The following is a 20,679-nucleotide window of genomic DNA, read 5'->3' as shown; positions in this document are numbered from 1 at the left end:
CTTTGGGTCGTTAGCAGAAGGGCTTTGCTAGCAACTAACGACGAGTGACTAACAACTGCCGCAGGATGCGGTCATAGATGGCGGAGAGTTTGGGGAACGCGTCGATGGCGATGCATTCGTCGATCTTGTGGCTGGTCGCATTGACCGGGCCGATCTCCAGCATTTGCTTGCAGATGTCGGCGATGAAGCGGCCATCAGACGTGCCGCCGGTGGTCGATAGCTCAGTTTCGAGGCCGCAGATTTCGCGGATGGCTGCTATTGCCGCATCGGCCAGCGGGCCCCGGCCGGTCAGGAAGGGGCGGGCGCCGAGCGTCCATTTGATGTCGTAATCGAGCTGGTGCTTGTCCAGGATGGCGCACAGGCGGGACTGCAGGCTTTCCGGCGTGCTCGCCGTCGAGAAACGGAAATTGAACTTGATCTCGACGCTTCCTGGGACAACGTTGGTGGCGCCCGTACCGCCGTGGATATTGGAGATCTGCCAGGTCGTCGGCTGGTAGTACTCGTTGCCCTCATCCCAGACGGTGGTGGCCAGTTCGGCCAGAGCCGGCGCTGCTTCGTGGATCGGATTGCGGCCTTTTTCCGGGTAGGCGATATGGCACTGGATGCCCTTGACCGTCAGCACGCCGGACAGCGAGCCGCGCCGGCCGTTCTTGATCATGTCGCCGAGGGTGTTGACCGAGGTTGGTTCGCCGATGATGCAGAAATCGATGGTTTCGCCGCGCGCCTTCAGTGCCTCGACGACAGCAACCGTACCGTCGGTGGCATCGCCTTCCTCGTCGGAGGTGAGCAGGAAACCGAGCGAGCCGGAATACTCCGGATGCGCCGCGAGAAAGGACTCGACGGCGGTGACCGAAGCTGCCAGCGAGGATTTCATGTCGGCCGTTCCACGCCCGTAGAGCATGCCGTCGCGGATTTCCGGGGCAAAGGGCGGTGAGGTCCATTGATTGAGCGGGCCGGTCGGCACGACGTCGGTATGACCGGCGAAGACAAACAGCGGCGCCTGCGTGCCACGACGGGCCCACAGGTTGGTCACGCCGTTTCGGTTGATGTATTCAAGGGTGAAACCGAGCGGCTTGAGGCGCTCGCCGATGATTTCCATGCAGCCGCCGTCTTCGGGTGTGACGGAGTGACAGGCGATGATTTGCTTCGCCAGTGCGAGAGTGGGGTCGGACATCAGGAGGTTTCTTCGTCGTGGTCGGCCAGGCTGAGCGTGAATTCCTTGAAGGAGGTGCCGCCTTCGTTGGTGCTGTCGAATTCGAGCGTCGCGTCGGCCTTCTTTTCGTCCTTGCCGTTGCTGCTGCCAAATTCGGAGTTGTTGATCAGCCAGGACAGATTGGTTGGCGAGTCGGCGTTGGCCAGTGCTTCGTCGATGGTGATGGTGCCGGCGCTGTACAGGTTGAACAAGTCCTGCTCGAAGGTCTGCGATCCTGGGGCCAGGGTTTGCTCCATGGCATCCTTGATGCCCTGCACCTCGCCACGCTCGATCAGTTCGCTGATGTGGCGGGTATTGAGCATGATCTCGGTGGTCGGAATGCGCTTGCCATCCGGCTTCTTGACGAGGCGCTGCGAAATGATGGCGCGCAGGGCGACGGACAGGTCGAGGAAAAGCGCCGGGCGGTTCTCGGCGGGGAAGAAGCTGATGATGCGGTTCAGCGCATGGTAGGAGTTGTTGGCGTGGAGCGTCGCCAGGCACAGGTGGCCGGTCTGTGAATAGGCGATGGCTGCCTGCATGGTTTCCTTGTCGCGGATTTCGCCGATCAGGATGCAGTCCGGCGCCTGGCGCATGGCGTTCTTCAGCGCGGCTTGCCAGTCCTGCGTGTCCATGCCGATTTCACGCTGGTTGACGATCGATTTCTTGTGCTTGAAGAGAAATTCGATGGGGTCTTCAACCGTCAGGATGTGGCCGGAACGGTTGGCGTTCCGATGGTCGAGCATCGAGGCGATGGTCGTCGACTTGCCCGAGCCCGTGGCGCCGACGATCAGGATCAGACCACGCTTTTCCATGATCAGTTCGCCGAGGATGTTGGGCAGGCCGAGCTGGTCGAGGGCGGGAATGTTGCCGAGGATGAAGCGGATGACGATACTGGTCGAACCACGCTGCCGGAAAATGTTGACACGGAAATTGCCGACATTCGGGACACCGAAGGAGAGGTTCATCTCCCAGGTGGATTCGAAGGTCTTGACCTGGTCCGGCGACATCAGTTCGTAAGCGATCTTCTCGATCATGTCCGGCAGCATGATCTGCTGGTTGACCGGGATCGTGTTGCCCTGGATCTTGATGTGGATCGGCGCGCCGGCGGATATGAAGATATCCGAGGCCTGCTTTTCAGACATCAGCTGGAACAATTTGTCGAGGATCATGGCAAGACCTTCGTGATGAGTGGAACTCAGGCGCGCAGCAGTTCGTTGATGCTGGTCTTGGAACGGGTCTGCGCATCGACCTTCTTGACGATCACGGCCGCGTACAGGCTGTACTTGCCACCGTCCTTGGGGAGCGAGCCGGAAATCACGACCGAGCCCGGGGGCACCTTGCCGTAGCTCACTTCGCCGGTTTCGCGGTCGTAGATCGGCGTGCTCTGGCCGATGTAAACACCCATCGAGATCACCGAGTTCTCGCCGATGACGACGCCTTCGACGACTTCCGAGCGGGCGCCGATGAAGCAGTTGTCTTCGATGATGGTCGGGTTGGCCTGCAGCGGCTCGAGCACGCCGCCGATGCCGACGCCGCCGGAGAGGTGCACGTTCTTGCCGATCTGGGCGCAGGAACCCACGGTAGCCCAGGTGTCGACCATGGTGCCTTCATCGACGTGGGCGCCGATGTTGACGAAGGAGGGCATCAGCACGACGTTCTTGGCGACGAAAGAACCCTTGCGGGCGAAGGCGCCCGGCACGACGCGGAAGCCGCCGGCCTTGAACTGCTCGTCAGTCCAGCCCTGGAACTTGGTGTCGACTTTGTCGTAGAAACGGACATCGCCGCTTTCCTGGATACGGTTGTCGCGGACGCGGAAGGAGAGCAACACGGCCTTCTTGATCCACTGGTGGGTGAACCACTCGTCGGCGATCTTTTCGGCAACGCGCAGCTTGCCGGCATCCAGGTCACCGATCACGGATTCGATGGCGGCGATGGTCGTCGGGGCGGATTGCGGCGACAGCTCGGTGCGGCGTTCCCAGAGTTCTTCGATGGTGGCTTGCAAGGGATGGGTCATGTGATTCTCTCTGAATGAAGATTACAGTTGTTGGGCAAACTGGCGGATGCGCCGGGTGGCTTCGAGGCACTCTTCCTGGCCGGCGACCAGCGCGATACGGATGAAATTGGCCCCGGGATTGACGCCCTGCGATTCGCGAGCGAGGAAACTGCCGGGCAAAACGACGACATTATAGTGTTCGAGCAAAAGGCGGGCGAAGTCGGTATCGGCAATCGGTGTTCTTGCCCACAGGTAGAAGCTGGCGTCCGGCATGCCAGTGCCCAGTACCTCGGCGATCTGCGGTGTGCAGGCAGCGAACTTGTCGCGGTACTGGTTGCGGTTGTCGAGCACATGGGCTTCGTCATTCCAGGCGGCGACCGAGGCGGTCTGCACCGGAGGTGCCATGGCGCAGCCGTGATAGGTACGATAAAGCAGGAATTTTTTGAGGATTTTTTCGTCACCAGCCACGAAACCGGAGCGCATGCCCGGCACGTTGGAACGCTTCGAGAGGCTGGAGAACATGACCAGTCGCTCATTGCTGCGGCCGAGCAGCTTGGCAGCCTGCAGGCCGCCAATCGGCGGGTTGGCCTCGTCAAAATAGATTTCCGAATAGCACTCGTCGGAGGCGATGATGAAGCCGTATTTATCGGACAGCGCGAACAGCGTTTTCCAGTCATCCAGAGACAGCACCTTGCCGGTCGGGTTGCCTGGCGAGCAGACATAGAACAGTTGGACGCGAGCCCATTCGGCTTCGGTCAGCTGGCCATAGTCAAAGGCAAAGTCGTTTTCCGGCAGATTGTTCAGGAAACGTGGTTCGGCGCCGGAGAGGTAGGCGGCGCCTTCGTAGATCTGGTAGAACGGGTTGGGGCTGACGACGATGGGAACGTGGCCGCGGCTCGGGTCGATCACGGTCTGGGCGAAGGAGAACAGTGCCTCGCGCGAGCCGTTGACCGGCAGGATCTCGGTTTCCGGATTCAGGAAGAGGCCGTAGCGACGGTCGCACCAGGCGGCGATGGCCTGACGCAGCATTGGCGTACCTTGGGTGGTGGGGTAATTGGCCAGCCCCTTCAGGCCGCCGGCCAGGGCATCCATGATGAATTGCGGCGTGGCGTGCTGCGGCTCGCCGATGGAGAGCTTGATCTCCTTGTATTCGGGATTCGGCGTCACGCCGGCGAACAGGGCGCGCAGCTTTTCGAAGGGGTAGGGCTGGAGATGGGCGAGATGCGGATTCACGTCGAGCGTCGAATGGGTGTAAAAGGTCGATTATCGCCGAAAACGACTTGCCTGCCTCATGAACCCGCGCACCGTCCTGCTGATCACGATCATGTCCTTGTTGGCCGCTGGCTGTGCCTTCGGCTACCACGCACGCGGTACGTTGAGCGATATTCCCGGCGAGATGCGGGGCAAGGCTTTTCCCGGTAACACCCAGGGCGGTGGGCGCTTCATGTTGGTTGACGCGCGGGGCGCCCTGCGTTGCGACGGCGAGATGGCACCGCCCGATACCGCGCCGCAGCCCGGGAGTTGTCTGGGCGAGTCGGGCCGGGGCAGCATTCGCTGCAGCGATGGCCGGATTCTGGCGGCCCGTTGGCGCGCGCTCTCCTGCCGTACCTTCGAGGGCGAGGCGGCTGATGCGCAAGGTAACCGCCTGATATTTCAGGTGGAACGCAAGCGCTGACCTATCCTGTTTGACATATTGTTAAAACTGTAACGATCGACTAGATTTCTCCGGATGGGGCTCCGACTTTTCGGGCGCCTGTTCGACATGGATTCGGGAGGGATATGGATAGTCGATCGTTTTCCTATTTGCCCGGTGCGCTGCTCATCAATGTGCCCGAGATCGATGCGCAACATGCCGATCTGTTCGAACGTCTGGCGTCCCTGAAGATTTCCTGCATCGAACACAATACCTACATGAAGGAAGAAGCAGATGAGCTTTTTGTAACCTTGGTGGAACATTGTGAAACCGAGGGGCGGCTGGCCCGGGAGGCCGGGGTCGATTTCCGGCGGCACGGCGAGAAGCATCTGGCCATGCTGCACGGTATCCGGAAACGCCTGGATGAGATGGAACACCCCGAGGCCGATGTGTACGGGGTGATCCGCTATATCGAATACTGGCTGGAACGACACATTCGGGAAGAGGACACGTTGCTAGGCAAAAGCCTGGGAGCGTCTGCCTTCAGCGGTGTGGTACAGGCACATGCCGGGATGTGGCTGAGTCAGGACGGCGCCTGTTGATCACCTGCTTGCTCAGCCGAGCAGGGTGATCCGTATTTTCTGTACCAGGTTGAGTTCCGACCACCAATGCAGCCCGGTTTCGCGGAACTGGATGCCGGTTTCAGTCAGCGCCAGTTTCCGGGCGCCCAATTCGGTCTTGCCGATGTCAACGACGAAGCCAGATTCCATCAAATAGCGGGCGATCGCCGGTTGGATCTGCTGGCCGCCAATAGTCCACCGGGAGCCGCAGCCATCATCGTCGCCGGCCAGCATCAGGATTGGTTCGCTGACGATGAGCCGCAATACCTGCAGGGTTTCGGCGCGATGGGGGATGGAGGGGAGCATTGTGGCGGGCGCTTCAGTACGCCACGCGATCGGGATTGCTCGACCAGTGTTCGAGTGGTCGGAGGGCGCCTGGCATCGGATGGTGCTCCATGATGATGCTGCGCTGCGCGAAGTGCCGGTTCAGTTCGCCATACAGTTCGTCGTCGCAAAAACCGATGGCGGCAGCCTCGGCCCGGCTGTTGGCAAAGACGATGCGCTCGATGCGTGCCCAGTAGGCGGCCGACAGGCACATCGGGCAGGGTTCGCTGGAGGCGTAGAGGGTGCAGCCGGGGAGGTGGAAGTGCCCGGCCCCGGCGCACGCGGTGCGGATGGCGCCAATTTCGGCATGGGCGGTCGGATCATTGCTGGCGACGACACGGTTCCAGCCCTCGGCAATGATGTGACCGTCACGCACAAGGACGGCACCGAAAGGGCCGCCTTCGCCGGCTTGGCTACCCCGCGTTGCCAGTTCGATGGCGCGGGCGAGGAAATAGTCGTCGTCATGCATCGCTTGCGGGCTCCGTAGGGGCTGAAGGACGGGTGCGGGACAGGCCTGAGCGGGATGCTATCATACGCCCCCCGTTGCGGTGCAGCATGAAACGCGCCACGGTCCACACCATGCGCCTGACCAAACTCAAACTCGCCGGCTTCAAGTCCTTCGTCGATCCGACAGCCGTTGCCCTGCCCGGGCAACTGGTCGGGGTCGTCGGCCCCAATGGTTGCGGCAAGTCCAATATCATGGACGCCGTGCGCTGGGTTCTGGGCGAATCCAAGGCCTCGGAACTGCGCGGCGAGTCGATGATGGACGTCATCTTCAACGGTTCGACCAACCGCAAGCCGGTGTCGCGCGCTTCCGTCGAACTGATTTTTGACAATTCCCTGGGCCGGGCGATGGGCCAGTGGTCGCAATATGCCGAATTGTCGGTCAAGCGGATGCTGACCCGTCAGGGACAATCGGATTACTTCATCAACAACCTGAAGGTCCGTCGCAAGGACATCACCGATCTCTTCCTCGGCACCGGACTCGGGCCGCGCGCCTATGCCATCATCGGCCAGGGCATGATCTCACGCATCATCGAGGCCAAGCCGGACGACCTGCGCGTCTTCCTCGAAGAAGCGGCTGGCGTGACCCGCTACAAGGAGCGGCGCAAGGAAACGCAGGGGCGGCTGGAAGATACCCGCGAGAACCTGCTGCGTGTCGAGGATATCCGCGAGGAACTCGGCCACCAGATCGAACGCCTGGAGTCCCAGGCCGAGGTGGCGCGTCGTTACCATGCCCTGAACGAGCAATTGAGCCAGCGCCAGCAGCTGCTCTGGCTGCTCCGGAAGCGTGAAGCGGAGGCCGAGCGCCAGCGCCTGGCACTGGAAGTCGAACGGGCGACGACCGAACTCGAAGCGCAGAGCGCCGCATTGCGCGAGACTGAAGCTCATGCCGAGGAAACCCGCGAGGCCCATTTTGCCGCCGGCGATGCGCTGCATAACGCGCAGAGCGAGATGTACGCCGCCAACGCCGAGGTTGCCCGGCTCGAAGCGGAAATCCGCCATCGCCGCGAATCGCGCAGCCAGTTGGAAGCGCGCCTGGTGCAACTGGAAGGCGAACTGGCGCACTGGACGGCGACTGCTGAAAAGCTGGCCGAAGATCGCCTGAAATGGGAAGAAACCCAGGAAATCGCCCGCCTGCGCGTCGAGGAAGCCGAGGAGCGCCTGCATCAGCAGATGAACATCGCACCGCAGGTCGAGGAAGACCACGCCCAGGCCCAGGAGGAGCTGCTGCGCCTGCGTACCCGCTCCAGCACGGGTGAGCAGAAGCTGGAAGTCGAACTGACCAACAAATCGCACGCCCAGCGCGCCCTGCAGGCCATTGCCCAGCGCCGGGAGCGCCTGCGCGAAGAGACCTTCGGCGAGGCGCCGGACGAGCTCGAACTGGCCGAGCGGGAAGAGGAACTGGCGATGCTGCGCGAGGAGCTGGCCGGTGACCAGGATCACCTGCAGCAGTTGCAGCAGGAAATGCCACAGCTCGAAGCCCGCCGCCGCGAGGCCCAAGGCGAACTGCAGCGTATCGAGCGCGAGCTGGCCGCCGGTCAGGCACGCCAGGCCGCGCTGGAACAGATGCAGACGCGCTCGCAGCAGAGCGGCAAGTTGCCGGAATGGTTGCGTCGGCACGGCCTGGAAAATGCTCCGCCGCTGTGGCAGACAATTCATGTCGAGGCTGGCTGGGAGGATGCTGTCGAGGCCGTCCTGCGCGAGCGGCTGTCGGCCATCGCCTGCGACGATCCGGGTAAGCTGGGTGAATGGCTGAGCGATCGCCCGGAGGCGCGTCTGTCGGTCGTACTCGGTGGGGCAGTGGGTGAGATGGCAGGTAATCCGGCTTCCCTGTCCGCCCGCGTGCGCAGCGACGACCCGGCCGTCCGCGCCGTACTGGTCGACTGGCTGGGCCAGGTGCGCGTCGCTGAGAGCCTGGCCGACGGTCTCGCAATGCGGGGCGAGTTGCCGCTCGGGGCGGCCATCGTCACCCGGGGCGGCGATCTGCTGACGCAGCACAGCGTGACTTTCTTCGCCCCCGACCAGGGCGAACATGGCCTGCTCGAACGGCAACGCGAGATTGAGACCTTGGCCGGCGGTATTGCGCAGGCGGAGGAGCAGGCCGAGGCCGTGCGCGAGCAACTGGTGATGTTCGATGAGCAGGTAGCGGACAAGAAGGAGGAGATGGACGAAATCCGCCAGTACGTCACGGATCGCCAGCAGCGTGTGCATGTCATGCAGATGGAGGTGCTGAAGCTGACGCAGGCCATCGAGCGCTACAAGGAGCAGAAGGAACGCATCGCCGAACAACTCGCCGAACTGGCCGAGGAAGAGGAGGGCGAGCGCGAGCGCGAAATGGCGGCCGACGAACGGATCGAGGAAATCCGCGACGGCCTGGGCCGCATCCGCGTACTGGTCGCCGGCGCCCAGTCAAGGCTGGATGAATGCGAGCGGGCCGTGCGCGCCGAGCGTGAGCGCAATGCCGACCTCGACCGGGCCCTGCGTGAAGCGCAGTTCTCGTTGCGCGAGGCTGACGGCAAGTTGCAGGATGTTTTCGCCCAGCAGGCCATGGCGCAGCGCGAGCTCACCCGAATCGAGAAGGATCGCGCCCAGTGTGCCGAGCAGGTGCAGGCGGCGCCGGCTGACGTGATGGAGGAGGCGCTGCAGGCAGCGCTCGAAGCCCGGCAGGCGGCTGAAAAGGTCCTGGCCGGCAAGCGCGATGCGCTGGAAGCGGCGACGGGCGCGCTGCGGGCGCTGGAGGAGCAGCGCCTGAAGATCGAGCAGGGCCTCGAACCCTTGCGTGTGCGTATCGGTGAGCTGAAGTTGAAGGAACAGGCCGCCGCACTCAACACCGAACAGTTCGCCATGCAACTGGTTGAGGCCGGGGCTGACGAAGGTGCGTTGCTGCTCGAGATCGGCCAGGCCAAGGCACCGTCCCTGCAGGGTGAAATCACCCGTTTGAACAATGCCATCGCCGAACTCGGTGCGGTCAACCTGGCTGCCTTGCAGGAGCTGGAAACCGCTGCCGAGCGCAAAGGTTACCTCGATATGCAGGCAGCTGACCTGACCGAGGCGATGGAAACCCTTGAAAACGCCATCCGGCGTATTGACCGCGAAACCCGCGAGCTGTTGCAGAACACGTTCGACACGGTCAACGGCCATTTCGGCACGCTGTTTCCGGAACTGTTCGGCGGTGGTCGGGCCGAGTTGGTGATGACCGGCGAGGAAATCCTCGATGCCGGTGTACAGGTCATCGCCCAGCCGCCGGGCAAGAAGAATTCGACCATCCACCTGCTGTCCGGTGGGGAAAAGGCGCTGACCGCCATCGCGCTGGTTTTTGCCATGTTCCAGCTCAATCCGGCGCCGTTCTGCCTGCTCGACGAGGTTGATGCGCCGCTCGACGATACCAATACCGAGCGCTTCTGCGGCATGGTCAAGAAAATGTCAGGTGCAACACAATTCCTGTTCATTTCCCATAATAAAATCGCGATGGAAATGGCCGAACAGCTGGTCGGCGTCACCATGCAGGAAAGCGGCGTGTCGCGCGTGGTGGAAGTGGATATCGAAGAAGCCTTGAAGATGAGCGATGCTGCCTGAGGGCGGCGTCGGGAAGAGATCGAGATGACCGAATTGCAGATGGGATTGATCGGGCTGGGCGCAGCGGCGGTGGTCGGTGTGTTCGGCTACAACAAGTGGCAGGAAATGCGCCAGCGCAAGCTGGCCGAGGCAGTCCTCAAACCGCAACACGAAGATGTCCTGCTGGCCAGGGTGAAGACAGGCGAACCGGTCGCCGTAGCGCCGGAAAGTCCGCGCCAGGAACCGGAACTGCGGGTCGAGGAGAGCGAGCCATCCCTCGAGCGCGTCGAGCCGGTATTGGTCGACCCGACGCCGACCGAGGTCGAGGACGCGATGGCCATGGCGCCAACCCCGGAGCCCGAGCCGGCCATACCGGCGCCGGCGATTGCCGCCGAACCGGTGGCGCCGCTGCCGGTTGTCGGCGGGGTTGCCGAAGCGGCTCCGGAAATCGATGCCGGCCCGGTACCCGCCGAACTGCTCGACCCGCGCCTCGAATTCGTCGTCGCCATGGAACTGGTCGAGCCGGTCTCCTCTCTGCAAATCCTGCATTCCCAACGTTCGGCACTGCATCGCCTGAACAAGCCGGTGCACTGGATCGGTTTCAACGAGAAGACCCGGGAGTGGCAACGCCTGGCGCAGGATGGGGAAGTGGACGTGCGTCGCCTGCGCGTCGGCCTGCAATTGGTAAACCGCCTCGGCCCGGTGTCGGAAGGCGATCTCGCCATCTTCACCAACGCCATGCAGGCGCTGGCCGATGAGCTGATGGCCGTGGCCGACATGCCGCCCTCCCGCGTGCTTGACCAGGCTGCGGAGATCGACCGCTTCTGCGCCGCGGTGGATCTGGAAATCGGCCTCAATCTGGTTAGCCGCGGTTCAGCCTTCCCGGGTACCAAGATTCGCGCCCTGGCTGAAGCTGCTGGCATGATGCTGGGGGCCGACGGCCTGTTCACCCGTTACGACGATGCCGGCCGGGCCCAGTTCAGCTTGCAGAATTTCGAGAGCACGCCGTTTTCCGTCGAAGCCCTGCGCAGCCTGACGACGCATGGCCTGACCTTCCTGCTCGACGTGCCGCGGGTCGATCATGGCGAGCGCGTCTTCATGCAGATGACGGAAGTGGCCAAGCGCTTCGCCGATACGCTGCAGGGGGCCCTGGTCGACGACAACCGGCAGCCGCTGTCCGATGCGCAGCTTGACCACATCCGCCGCGAATTCATTGGCAAACCGCAGGCGACCATGGCCGGTTTCGGCCTCGCTGCCGGTTCGCCGCAAGCCCTGCGCCTGTTTTCCTGATGCCACCGCAGGGGGTAGTTGAGCGGGCCGCCTGGCTGCGTGGAGAAATCGAGCGGCACAACCATGCGTATTACGTCCTCGACGCGCCAACCATCCCGGATGCCGAGTACGACAAGCTGTTCCGCGAACTGCAGGATCTGGAGCAGCAGTATCCTGACCTGCTGACAGCCGATTCGCCGACCCAACGCGTCGGTGCGCCGCCGCTCAAGGAGTTTCAGCCGCATGCCCACGGCGTGCCCATGCTGTCGCTGAACAATGCGTTCGCACCGGAGGAGGTCGAAGCCTTCGACAAGCGGGTGCGTGATGGCCTGGAGACCATCGCGGCCATCGATTACGCGGTGGAGCCGAAATTCGATGGCCTGGCCATCAGCCTGACCTACGAAAATGGCATTTTTTTGCGTGGCGCGACCCGCGGCGACGGAGTGACCGGCGAGGAAGTGACGCCCAACTTGCGCACGCTGCGCGATATCCCGCTCCGCCTGCAGGGTGAAGGCTGGCCGAAGCGGATAGAGATTCGCGGCGAGGTGCTGATGTTCAAGGCGGATTTCGCCGAACTCAACGCGCGCCAGCGGGAGCGGGGCGAAAAGGAGTTCGCCAATCCGCGCAATGCCGCGGCCGGCAGCCTGCGCCAGCTCGATTCGCGCATTACCGCCGGCCGGCCCTTGTCCTTTTTTGCCTATGGCGTCGGGCTGGGCAGTGATGCGGTGGCCGCGACGACCCATGCCGAGTTGATGGACAGGCTTGCCGCCTGGGGTTTCCCTGTGGCGGCAGAACGCCGGGTGGTGCAGGGGGCGCGCGGTCTTCTCTCTTATTTCAACGAAATCGGCGAGAAGCGGCCGGAGCTGCCCTACGATATCGATGGCGTGGTGTACAAGGTCAATCGCCTCGATTGGCAAGCTGCCCTCGGTTTCGTATCGCGTGCGCCGCGCTTTGCCATCGCCCACAAGTTTCCGGCGGAAGAGGCATTGACCGAGGTGCTCGGCATCGACGTCCAGGTTGGCCGCACCGGTGCCATTACGCCGGTGGCCCGCCTGAAGCCGGTTTTCGTCGGCGGCGTGACGGTCACCAATGCCACGCTGCATAACGCGGACGAGGTGCGGCGCAAGGATGTGCGTGTCGGTGATACGGTGATTGTCCGGCGGGCCGGTGACGTGATCCCCGAGGTCGTGGCCAGCGTTCCGGAAAAGCGGCCAATGCGCGACTTGTTTGGCGGGGAGCCGCTGCAGTCGCCATTCGAGTTGCCGGGGAACTGTCCGGAATGCGGTTCCCGCATCGTGAAAGGCGAGGACGAGGCAATCGCCCGCTGCACCGGCGGCCTCTACTGCCCGGCCCAGCGCAAGCAGGCACTGTGGCACTTCGCGGCGCGGCGGGCAATGGATATCGAGGGGCTGGGCGACAAGCTGGTTGATCAACTGGTCGAGGCCGGCTTGGTCCACACCCCTGCCGACCTCTATGCCCTGACGGTCGAGCAATTGGCTGGGCTGGAGCGCATGGGCGAGAAATCGGCCCGCAATCTGGTTGACGCCATCGCTGCCAGTCGGCAGACGACGCTCGCCCGTTTCATTTTTGCGTTGGGTATCCGCAATGTCGGCGAGGCGACGGCGCGTGACCTGGCCAAACACTTCGGCAGCCTCGATGCTCTGCTGGTCGCCGATAGCGATGCCCTCCAGGCGGTGCCGGATGTCGGCCCCATCGTCGCCGCGAGCATTGCGGCCTTCTTCGGGGAGGCGCACAACCGTGAGGTGATCGAGGGGTTGCGGCGGGCTGGCGTGCAGTGGCCGGAGGGCAAGCCGGAGCCGGCCGGGCCGCAGCTGCTGGTCGGCAAAACACTGGTTCTTACCGGTACGTTGCCAACCCTGAAGCGCGATGAGGCGAAAGCGCGTATTGAAGCAGCGGGCGGCAAGGTAGCCGGCTCGGTGTCGAAGAAGACGGATTACGTGGTCGCCGGCGAAGAGGCGGGTTCCAAGCTGGAAAAGGCATTGGAACTGGGTATCCCGGTGATCGACGAGGCAGCATTATTGAGTTTGCTAGAACAGGGAGTTCAAGAATGAAAAAAGTTCGCAAAGCAGTTTTCCCGGTTGCCGGCATGGGCACCCGTTTCCTGCCGGCGACCAAGGCCAGCCCGAAGGAAATGCTGCCCATCGTCGATAAGCCGTTGATTCAGTATGCGGTGGAGGAAGCGGTGGCCGCCGGCATCACCGACATGGTGTTCGTGACTGGCCGCTCCAAGCGGGCCATCGAAGACCATTTCGACAAGGCCTACGAGCTGGAGAGCGAACTGGCGGCGCGGGGCAAGAACGAGATGCTGGAATTCGTGCGCAACATGATTCCGAAGAACATCAACTGCATCTATATCCGCCAGGCCGAGGCGCTTGGCCTTGGCCACGCGGTGCTGTGCGCCAAGCCGGTGATCGGCGACGAGCCGTTTGCCGTGCTGCTCGCCGACGACCTGCTCGACGGCACGCCGGCCGTGATGAAGCAGATGACCGACACCTACGATTACTACCGGTGCTCGGTGCTCGGCGTGCAGGATGTGCCGCGGGCTGACACCAAGAGCTACGGCATCGTCGATGCGCGTAAGGTGGCCGAGCGGGTCGAGCAGGTCAACGCCATTGTCGAGAAACCGAAGCCCGAGGATGCCCCGTCCACACTGGCCGTCGTCGGTCGCTATATCCTGACGCCACGCATCTTCCACCATCTGGAGAACATCAAACCGGGGGCTGGCGGCGAGATCCAGTTGACCGACGGCATTGCTTCGCTGCTCGCCGAAGAGCAGGTCCTCGCCTACCGCTATGACGGCATCCGCTACGATTGCGGCTCCAAGCTGGGCTACTTGCAGGCGACGGTCGATCTCGGACGGCGCCATCCCGAAGTAGGCGCCGCTTTCGATACTTACCTGAAGAGCCTGGGAGGCTGAATGGATCTGCAAAAAGCCAAGGCCATGCTGGCCAATGCCGAAGTCGTCCACGACGAAAAGGCAGTGCAGGAAGCGCTGGATCAGGTGGCGAAGGCCATTACGGCCCGCCTGGTCGACAAGTATCCGCTGGTGTTGTGCGTGATGACCGGCGGTGTCGTGTTCTGCGGCCAGTTGATGACCCGCCTGCAGTTTCCGCTCGACTTCGATTACCTGCACGCCACCCGCTACGGCCCGGAGACCCAGGGTGGCAAGATTTCGTGGCGTACGGCGCCGTGGACTTCGGTTAAGGGGCGCTCCGTGCTGGTGGTCGATGACATTCTTGACGAAGGTGTCACCCTGGCGGCGGTCAAGGAAAGCCTGACCCGCATGGGGGCCGCCGAGGTGCTGACGGTGGTTTTCGCCGACAAGCTGAATGGCAAGAAGAAGCCATTGTCGGCCGACTTCGTCGGCCTCACCGTGCCGGATCGCTTCGTCTTTGGCTTCGGCATGGACGCCGGTGGTGCCTGGCGCAACCTGCCGGCCATCTATGCCATGAAGGACGAGGCGTGAGCGGTCAGACCGTCGCGGAGTTCATGGCCTATTGGGAAACCGAGGGCCAGTCTTATGTGCGGCGGGGCGATTACGCCTGGATGGCCGGGCTGATTCCCGGCCAGCGGGTGCTGGAAATCGGCTGTGGCGTCGGGTATTCGACGGCGGCCCTGCTCGGCAGGGAGCTCGCCGTGCTGGCCATCGATGCGCTGCCCGAGTGTCTGGCAGCGACCGGGCAGCGGGCGACTGGCCAGGGGCTGACGCTGCTGCAGGCTGATCTGGCCGATCTGAACGCAACGCAGCGTGACACCATCAGAATCTTTCAGCCCGATACCGTCGCCTGCTGGCTGATGGGCGCCCCGGCCGAGATCACCGGTGCCACGCCGAGCGAGGCCGGGCAACAGGCGGTGGCCGCCTACCGCGAGAAAATGCACCGCCTGGTCGCCGAGCTGGCGGTCGACCTGCCGTCGGTCCGCTACCTGCATCTCGTCGACCGGACGGCCATTCCCTGGCAGGCCAAGGATATCGGGCGCGATACCCTGGTCCGCTACCACAACGACAAAACCCTGCGCGACCTGCCTTTCGTCGGCGAGCGGCGCCATGCGCTGTATCGCAAGATCGAGGACGGCGCGGCGCCATTGGCGCAACTTCGCAAATCTCACCCCGCGCTGAAGGGCGTGGTGCCTACGCTGGCCTCGCTGCTGGCGGAAAGGAAGCAATAACATGTTGGCAATCATCGGCGGCAGCGGCCTGACCACGCTGTCCAATCTCGACGTCTCGCACCGCGAAGTCGTTCGCACCCCTTATGGCGAGGCTTCCGGCGCGCTGGTCTTCGGCCAGATCTGCGGCAAGCCGGCGGTTTTCCTGCCGCGCCATGGCTACGGCCACACCATCCCGCCGCACCGGGTCAATTACCGCGCCAACATCTGGGCCCTGCATCATCACAAGGTCAGCGGCATCATTTCTGTGGCGTCGGTCGGCAGCATCCGCAGCGACCTGCAGCCTGGCGACATCGTGCTGCCCAACCAGATCATTGACTACACCTGGGGGCGCAATTCAACCTTCTTCGATGGCAATGGCACGCCGGTCAATCATGTCGATTTCACCGAGCCCTACGATGCCGAACTGAGCCGGCGCATCCTGGCGGCTGGCCAGGAGTTGGGAATCGAGATCAAGGTTGACGCCGTCTATGCCGCGACACAGGGGCCGCGCCTTGAAACGGCGGCGGAAATCAACCGCTTGGAGCGGGACGGGGCCGACGTGGTCGGCATGACCGGCATGCCGGAAGCCGTGCTGGCCCGGGAATTGGGGGTTCCCTACGCCGCCATCAACGTCGTTGCCAACCACGCGGCCGGGCGTGGCGACAGCGCCAACGGCATCCATTTCGAGAGCCTGGAACATGTGCTGCACGAGGCGATGGGCCGGGTGCGCAGCATCATCGAGCGCCTGGTCGGCTGCCAGGACAACTGCACACCGATGGGGATGTCAGTCTGATCGGTTGAGCGGCAATCAGCTTGTCGGCGGGGGCCGACAAGCTGTGATCCTCAAATTTTCAACCGCTCCATCAACTCGGTTTCCAGCCGGATGCGATGCTGCGTGTCGCGCAGGTCGCCACCACTGATCAGGAAAACGTCCTCAGCCCGCTCGCCGAGCGTGGTGATCTTCGCGGTCTGCAGGCTGGCCCCATGTTCGGCCAGCGTATTGGCCACCGTGTACAGCAGGCCGGGGCGGTCGGCGGCGATCAGCGACAAAATGAAATGCGTACCCTTTTCATCGCCGCGGATACTGACCTCCGGCTTGATCGGGAAGTGCTTGACCTGGCGCGACAGCCGGCCGCTCGACGGAATCTCCGGCGGCAGTTGATGCAATAGCCGGTGCTCCAGTTCGTGCTCGATGTAGGGCACCATCTCGCGCTCGTTCTCGCGGTTCTCGACATCCAGGACAACGAAACTGTCCAGCGCATAGCCGTGGGCCGTGGTGTGGATCTTGGCATCCACGATGCTGTAGCCGGCCCGGGCAAAAAAACCGACGATGCGGGCGAAGAGGTCGGGCTGGTCCTGCGTGTAGACCATGACCTGCAAGCCTTGACCTTCCTGGTAGGGACGGGCGCGAACCACAGGCTGGTTGTTGAAGATCCGGTAATGCAAAGACCGTGTGTGCCAGGCGATTTCCTCGGCCGAATGGCGCAGGAAATAGACGGTGTCGAGCTGCTTCCACAGGCGTTCGTGGACGGTATCCGAGAGGGCGAAGAAACGCAGCAGGCGCATCGCTTCGGCCTGCCGTTCGGCAATCACGCCGTGCGCTTCTGGTGCCTTGCCCTGCGTGATGTGGTGCTGCGCCTGGAAGTAGAGGTCAGCCAGCAGTTTGCCCTTCCAGTGGTTCCAGACCTTCGGGCTGGTGCCCCGGATGTCGGCATGGGTCAGCAGGTAAAGCGCCTGCAGATGGCGCAGGTCGCCGACCAGCGTGACGAAGCGGGCGATGACCTCCGGGTCGGTCAGATCCTCTTTCTGGGCGACCTGCGACATGACCAGATGGTTGCGCACCAGCCAGACGACCAGTTCGGTGTCTTCCTCGCTCAGGCCGTGATCGACGCAGAATTCGCGGGCATCGACCGTGCCCAGCTCCGAATGATCCCCGCCACGCCCCTTGGCGATGTCGTGGAAGAGGGCGGCGACATAAAGCAGCCAGGGGCGGTCGAGTTCACTGGCGATGCGCGAGCACATCGGGTACTCGTGAGCAAATTCGCTCATCGTGAACCGGCGGATGTTGCGCATGACCTGCAGGATATGCTGATCCACCGTGTAGACGTGGAACAGGTCGTGCTGCATCTGGCCGACGATCTTGCCGAAGTTGGGCAGGTAGCTGCCCAGGATGTCGAGCTGGTTCATGCGCCGAAATTCGTGCACGATGCCTCGCTCGCTCTGCAGCAGCTTGAGAAAGGCGGCGCGGTGCTCGGGATTGGCGCGAAATTCCGGCGTGATCAGGTCGCGTGCCCGCCACAGTGCCCGTAGCGTACGGGTCGTCATGCCAGACAATTCGTGGCATTCCTGCATGACCAGAAAACTGTCGAGGATGGCCGACGGCATGCGCTCGAACAGCTTTTCGTCCCGGATGTCGAGCAGGTTGCCGATCATCTGGAAGTTGTCGTCGAGCGGCTGCGGTACCTGTTCGGTCTTCGGCGTCAGCGCGGCACCGATATTCTGGGTAAGCAGCGTGTTGAGCACCGTCACGGTCTTGGCGTGCCGGTAGTAAACCTGCATCAGTTGTTCGGAAGCGCGCTTGGCTTCGTTATTCGCGAAACCGAACTTTTCGGCCAGGTTGTTCTGGTAGTCGAAGAGCAGGCGATCCTCACGCCGGCCGAGCATGAAATGCAGGCGGATGCGCAGGTGGGTCAGGTATTCCTGGCAGGCCTCGGTCATCCGCGCGCCTTCCGGCGTGATGATTCCGTGTTCCTGTAACGCAGTCCAGGTCGAACCGTAACCGGCTGCCTGGGCCATCCAGAAAATGACCTGCAGGTCGCGCAGGCCGCCCGGCGATTCCTTACAGTTCGGTTCCAGACTGTAGGGCGTTTCGTTGAAGCGCTGGTAGCGTTCCCGTTGCTCCAGCCGCTTGGCTTCGAAGAAAGCCAGCGGGTCGAGATTGTCGTACAGGCGCTTTTCGAAGCTGGCGAATAGTTTGGCGTTGCCAGTCAGCAGGCGGGCTTCGAGCAGTGCCGTTTGCACCGTGATGTCGTTGGTCGCCGCCTCCAGGCATTCCGGGATGGTTCGTACGCTGTGGCCGATTTCCAGGCCGATATCCCAGAAGTGGCCGACCAGGCGTTCCAGTTTTTCCTGCGTCGTCTTGCTGGCATCCTTGGGCAGCAGGATCAAGAGGTCGATGTCGGACGACGGGAACAATTCCCCGCGGCCATAACCACCGACAGCGGCCAGCGCCAGCGAGGATGGGAAGTCAAAGGACGCCCACAGCTTGACGAGGGCGGCATCGACGAAGGCGCTCCGCTCGCGAAGGAGGGCCCAGGCGTCGTTGCTGTGTTCGTAGTTCTGCTGAAGTCGTTGCTGATTGGCCTTGATCTCGGCGCGCAGGGCGGCAACGTCGCAGGTCATCAGGCAATCCAGTCCGGTTTGGCCCGACAGCCGGCCGACAGGGTCAGCACTTCGTAGCCGGTCTCGGTGACCAGAACGGTATGTTCCCATTGCGCCGACAGGCTGCGGTCCTTGGTGACGATGGTCCAGCCGTCAGCCATTTCACGGATCGCAGCCTTGCCTGCATTGATCATCGGCTCGATGGTGAAAATCATGCCCGGCTCCAGCTTCGGGCCGGTTCCCATCCTGCCGTAGTGCAGGACCTGCGGATCCTCATGGAATTTCTTGCCGATGCCGTGGCCGCAGAATTCCCGAACGATCGAATAGCCGTTCTTTTCAGCGTGCTTCTGGATGATGGCGCCGATATCGCCGAGATGGCCACCCGGTTTGACGACCGAAATGCCCAGCCACATGCATTCAAAGGTGATTTCGCACAGGCGCCTGGCCTGGATGGAACTTTCCCCGACCACGAACATTCGGCTGGTATCGCCATGGTAACCGTCCTTGATGGTCGTGATGTCGAGGTTGATGATGTCGCCGTTTTTCAGAATGCGCTCACCGGGAACACCATGGCAGACCTGTTGGTTCACCGAGGTGCAGATCGATTTCGGATAAGGATCGTATCCGGACGGGGCGTAGTTCAGCGGGGCAGGAATGCAGCCCTGCACGTCGACCATATAGTCGTGGCAAAGCTTGTCGAGTTCGTCGGTAGTAATGCCGGCCTTGACGTAGGGCTCGATGAAGTCGAGAACCTCGGCGGCGAGACGCCCGGCAACCCGCATTTTTTCGATTTCGTCCGGGGTCTTGATGGTGATGCTCATGGCTGTTCTGGGGTGCGTTGGAGGGAAACAAGGATAAATGATGGGGCGGCAATCGCAAAGCAGATGCCCGGGAAATGGCATACTGCGCGGGTTTTCAGCTTGTCGGTGATGTCATGAAGATTCTCCTGCTCGGTAAGGATGGCCAGGTCGGTTGGCAATTGCAGCGTTCGCTGGCCCCCCATGGCGAGGTCGTCGCCTGCGGGCGCTCCGAATGCGATTTGTCCGATACGGACCGGATTCGTTCCGTCGTCCGCGCCGTCAGGCCATCGATTATCGTCAATGCGACGGCCTACACCGCGGTGGACAAGGCGGAGTCGGAGCCAGAGCTGGCCTATCGCGTCAATGCCGAAGCGCCCGGCCTGCTGGCCGAGGAGGCCCGGGCGCTGGGTGCGCTGCTGGTGCATTACTCGACCGACTATGTTTACGATGGCGGCAAGCCGACCCCTTACGTCGAAACCGATCCGACCGGGCCGCAAAGTGTCTATGGCCGCAGCAAGCTGGCCGGTGAGGAGGCCATTCGTGCGGTGGGTGGCCGTTCGCTGATCTTCCGGACGAGTTGGGTGTTTGGCGCTCGCGGCGGCAACTTCGTGAAAACCATCCTGCGCCTGGCGCGGGAGAAGGACAGTCTCAATGTCGTCGCCGATCAGGTTGGCGCCCCGACCCCGGCTGCGCTGATCGCGACGGTCAGCGGTGTCGGGCTGGCCATGCTCAAGCATGGTCGGTTGATCGAGCTGGGGGAGAGTCGCCTCTACCACCTGACCGCGGCGCGGCCGGTCAGCTGGTGCGAGTTTGCCCGCACCATCGTCGGCCTGGCCGGTCAGTCGCCCGGCTTTGACCTCCGCCTCAAGCCGGAGGCGATCCAGGCGATCACGACAGACGAGTATCCTACGCCGGCCCGACGCCCGGCCAATTCCCGTCTCGACTGCAGCCAGCTGGAGCGCGATTTCGGCTTGCAGATGCCCGACTGGCAGCCCTACCTGGAGCGCATGCTGCAACTCCTCGCCCTCAAGCGGAACGGGTATTGATCCGCCTGGCTGGAAACAGGCTGTTTGACGAGTCCTGTGCAGCACTACGGGGCTTTTGGCTTCGCGCTTCTGCTGCTATAATCCGCAGGTTTTTCTCGGTCGTTTCGATCGTGAAGAACGGTTGCCTGCGTGGTGCAGGTGGCCAAAATCCACACATCCGCCGATTAAGGGTGCTCGTCAAAATCCAAGAATGAC

At 62.8% G+C, this 20,679-nt stretch carries 18 protein-coding genes; 10 read left to right on the top strand and 8 right to left on the bottom strand.

Features of this window, described 5'->3' with window-relative positions; translation table 11 throughout:
* Positions 1-34: 34 nt before the first annotated feature.
* Genes dapE through dapC form a run of 4 tightly spaced genes read right to left on the bottom strand, consistent with a single transcriptional unit; the run spans position 35 to position 4,418 of the window.
* On the bottom strand, positions 35-1,174 hold the full coding sequence (gene dapE, locus K420_RS0114025; RefSeq protein ID WP_027458627.1) for a succinyl-diaminopimelate desuccinylase: 1,140 nt from the start codon (positions 1,172-1,174) through the stop codon (positions 35-37).
* Positions 1,174-2,361: a PilT/PilU family type 4a pilus ATPase gene (locus tag K420_RS0114020; protein WP_027458626.1), complete on the bottom strand. Its 1,188-nt coding sequence runs from the start codon at positions 2,359-2,361 to the stop codon at positions 1,174-1,176. Before K420_RS0114020 ends, dapE begins: the two co-directional genes overlap by 1 nt.
* A gap of 26 nt (positions 2,362-2,387) precedes the next feature.
* Positions 2,388-3,206 carry a 2,3,4,5-tetrahydropyridine-2,6-dicarboxylate N-succinyltransferase gene (gene dapD / locus K420_RS0114015; protein WP_027458625.1) on the bottom strand — a complete coding sequence of 273 codons (819 nt, stop codon included), beginning with the start codon at positions 3,204-3,206 and terminating at the stop codon, positions 2,388-2,390.
* Between the two features lie 21 nt (positions 3,207-3,227).
* Positions 3,228-4,418: a succinyldiaminopimelate transaminase gene (gene dapC, locus K420_RS0114010; RefSeq protein ID WP_027458624.1), complete on the bottom strand. Its 1,191-nt coding sequence runs from the start codon at positions 4,416-4,418 to the stop codon at positions 3,228-3,230.
* 58 nt (positions 4,419-4,476) lie between these two features.
* On the opposite strand from dapC, the gene K420_RS0114005 reads away from it, so the two are divergent.
* Together K420_RS0114005 and K420_RS0114000 are read left to right on the top strand one after the other, a co-directional pair.
* Positions 4,477-4,860, top strand: a complete 384-nt coding sequence (locus K420_RS0114005; protein ID WP_027458623.1) for a hypothetical protein — start codon at positions 4,477-4,479, stop codon at positions 4,858-4,860.
* Positions 4,861-4,964: 104 nt separating this feature from the next.
* The gene (locus K420_RS0114000; RefSeq protein ID WP_027458622.1) at positions 4,965-5,420 is read left to right on the top strand and encodes a hemerythrin domain-containing protein; all 456 of its coding nucleotides are present in this window, start codon (positions 4,965-4,967) and stop codon (positions 5,418-5,420) included.
* 12 nt (positions 5,421-5,432) lie between these two features.
* Here the strand turns inward: K420_RS0114000 and K420_RS0113995 are convergent, their stop codons facing one another.
* Complete coding sequence (locus K420_RS0113995) at positions 5,433-5,744, bottom strand: hypothetical protein (RefSeq protein ID WP_027458621.1); 312 nt, start codon at positions 5,742-5,744, stop codon at positions 5,433-5,435.
* Positions 5,745-5,757: 13 nt separating this feature from the next.
* Entirely contained in the window at positions 5,758-6,231 is a 474-nt protein-coding gene (locus tag K420_RS0113990) for a nucleoside deaminase (RefSeq protein WP_027458620.1), read from the bottom strand.
* A gap of 110 nt (positions 6,232-6,341) precedes the next feature.
* Here K420_RS0113990 and smc point away from each other — a divergent pair, with 110 nt between their 5' ends.
* The 7 genes from smc to K420_RS0113955 are packed head-to-tail and all read left to right on the top strand — an operon-like array spanning position 6,342 to position 16,050.
* Positions 6,342-9,842 (top strand): chromosome segregation protein SMC, encoded by a 3,501-nt coding sequence (gene smc, locus K420_RS0113985; protein WP_027458619.1) that lies wholly within the window; start codon positions 6,342-6,344, stop codon positions 9,840-9,842.
* Between the two features lie 24 nt (positions 9,843-9,866).
* Positions 9,867-11,111: a cell division protein ZipA C-terminal FtsZ-binding domain-containing protein gene (locus tag K420_RS0113980; RefSeq protein WP_027458618.1), complete on the top strand. Its 1,245-nt coding sequence runs from the start codon at positions 9,867-9,869 to the stop codon at positions 11,109-11,111.
* On the top strand, positions 11,111-13,162 hold the full coding sequence (ligA, locus tag K420_RS0113975; RefSeq protein ID WP_035854831.1) for an NAD-dependent DNA ligase LigA: 2,052 nt from the start codon (positions 11,111-11,113) through the stop codon (positions 13,160-13,162). Before K420_RS0113980 ends, ligA begins: the two co-directional genes overlap by 1 nt.
* The gene (gene galU / locus K420_RS0113970; protein WP_027458616.1) at positions 13,159-14,028 is read left to right on the top strand and encodes a UTP--glucose-1-phosphate uridylyltransferase GalU; all 870 of its coding nucleotides are present in this window, start codon (positions 13,159-13,161) and stop codon (positions 14,026-14,028) included. Before ligA ends, galU begins: the two co-directional genes overlap by 4 nt.
* Complete coding sequence (locus K420_RS0113965) at positions 14,029-14,577, top strand: hypoxanthine-guanine phosphoribosyltransferase (RefSeq protein ID WP_027458615.1); 549 nt, start codon at positions 14,029-14,031, stop codon at positions 14,575-14,577.
* A complete protein-coding gene (locus K420_RS0113960; RefSeq protein WP_027458614.1) occupies positions 14,574-15,278 on the top strand; it encodes a class I SAM-dependent methyltransferase in 705 nt (234 codons plus the stop codon). The genes K420_RS0113965 and K420_RS0113960 overlap by 4 nt, the downstream gene beginning before the upstream one ends.
* 1 nt (position 15,279) lies before the next feature.
* The gene (locus tag K420_RS0113955; RefSeq protein ID WP_027458613.1) at positions 15,280-16,050 is read left to right on the top strand and encodes an S-methyl-5'-thioinosine phosphorylase; all 771 of its coding nucleotides are present in this window, start codon (positions 15,280-15,282) and stop codon (positions 16,048-16,050) included.
* 50 nt (positions 16,051-16,100) lie between these two features.
* Here the strand turns inward: K420_RS0113955 and K420_RS0113950 are convergent, their stop codons facing one another.
* Positions 16,101-18,659: a [protein-PII] uridylyltransferase gene (locus K420_RS0113950; RefSeq protein WP_027458612.1), complete on the bottom strand. Its 2,559-nt coding sequence runs from the start codon at positions 18,657-18,659 to the stop codon at positions 16,101-16,103.
* The gene (gene map / locus K420_RS0113945; protein ID WP_027458611.1) at positions 18,659-19,459 is read right to left on the bottom strand and encodes a type I methionyl aminopeptidase; all 801 of its coding nucleotides are present in this window, start codon (positions 19,457-19,459) and stop codon (positions 18,659-18,661) included. Before map ends, K420_RS0113950 begins: the two co-directional genes overlap by 1 nt.
* Before the next feature lie 113 nt (positions 19,460-19,572).
* On the opposite strand from map, the gene rfbD reads away from it, so the two are divergent.
* Positions 19,573-20,484 carry a dTDP-4-dehydrorhamnose reductase gene (gene rfbD, locus K420_RS0113940; RefSeq protein ID WP_027458610.1) on the top strand — a complete coding sequence of 304 codons (912 nt, stop codon included), beginning with the start codon at positions 19,573-19,575 and terminating at the stop codon, positions 20,482-20,484.
* Positions 20,485-20,679 lie beyond the last annotated feature (195 nt).

Source organism: Dechloromonas agitata is5, from assembly GCF_000519045.1.
In the GTDB taxonomy this organism is placed as follows: Bacteria; Pseudomonadota; Gammaproteobacteria; order Burkholderiales; family Rhodocyclaceae; genus Azonexus; species Azonexus agitatus.
The sequence above is the reverse complement of the archived record's forward strand: the minus strand, read 5'-3'. Positions and strand labels throughout refer to the sequence as shown.

Bases quoted from the DNA above. Each gene is read 5' to 3' on its own strand.
- dapE (WP_027458627.1), bottom strand. From the start codon at position 1,174: ATGTCCGACCCCACTCTCGCACTGGCGAAGCAAATCATCGCCTGTCAC.
- K420_RS0114020 (WP_027458626.1), bottom strand. From the start codon at position 2,361: ATGATCCTCGACAAATTGTTCCAGCTGATGTCTGAAAAGCAGGCCTCG.
- dapD (WP_027458625.1), bottom strand. From the start codon at position 3,206: ATGACCCATCCCTTGCAAGCCACCATCGAAGAACTCTGGGAACGCCGC.
- K420_RS0114005 (WP_027458623.1), top strand. From the start codon at position 4,477: ATGAACCCGCGCACCGTCCTGCTGATCACGATCATGTCCTTGTTGGCC.
- K420_RS0114000 (WP_027458622.1), top strand. From the start codon at position 4,965: ATGGATAGTCGATCGTTTTCCTATTTGCCCGGTGCGCTGCTCATCAAT.
- K420_RS0113995 (WP_027458621.1), bottom strand. From the start codon at position 5,744: ATGCTCCCCTCCATCCCCCATCGCGCCGAAACCCTGCAGGTATTGCGG.
- K420_RS0113990 (WP_027458620.1), bottom strand. From the start codon at position 6,231: ATGCATGACGACGACTATTTCCTCGCCCGCGCCATCGAACTGGCAACG.
- smc (WP_027458619.1), top strand. From the start codon at position 6,342: ATGCGCCTGACCAAACTCAAACTCGCCGGCTTCAAGTCCTTCGTCGAT.
- K420_RS0113980 (WP_027458618.1), top strand. From the start codon at position 9,867: ATGACCGAATTGCAGATGGGATTGATCGGGCTGGGCGCAGCGGCGGTG.
- ligA (WP_035854831.1), top strand. From the start codon at position 11,111: ATGCCACCGCAGGGGGTAGTTGAGCGGGCCGCCTGGCTGCGTGGAGAA.
- galU (WP_027458616.1), top strand. From the start codon at position 13,159: ATGAAAAAAGTTCGCAAAGCAGTTTTCCCGGTTGCCGGCATGGGCACC.
- K420_RS0113965 (WP_027458615.1), top strand. From the start codon at position 14,029: ATGGATCTGCAAAAAGCCAAGGCCATGCTGGCCAATGCCGAAGTCGTC.
- K420_RS0113955 (WP_027458613.1), top strand. From the start codon at position 15,280: ATGTTGGCAATCATCGGCGGCAGCGGCCTGACCACGCTGTCCAATCTC.
- K420_RS0113950 (WP_027458612.1), bottom strand. From the start codon at position 18,659: ATGACCTGCGACGTTGCCGCCCTGCGCGCCGAGATCAAGGCCAATCAG.
- map (WP_027458611.1), bottom strand. From the start codon at position 19,459: ATGAGCATCACCATCAAGACCCCGGACGAAATCGAAAAAATGCGGGTT.
- rfbD (WP_027458610.1), top strand. From the start codon at position 19,573: ATGAAGATTCTCCTGCTCGGTAAGGATGGCCAGGTCGGTTGGCAATTG.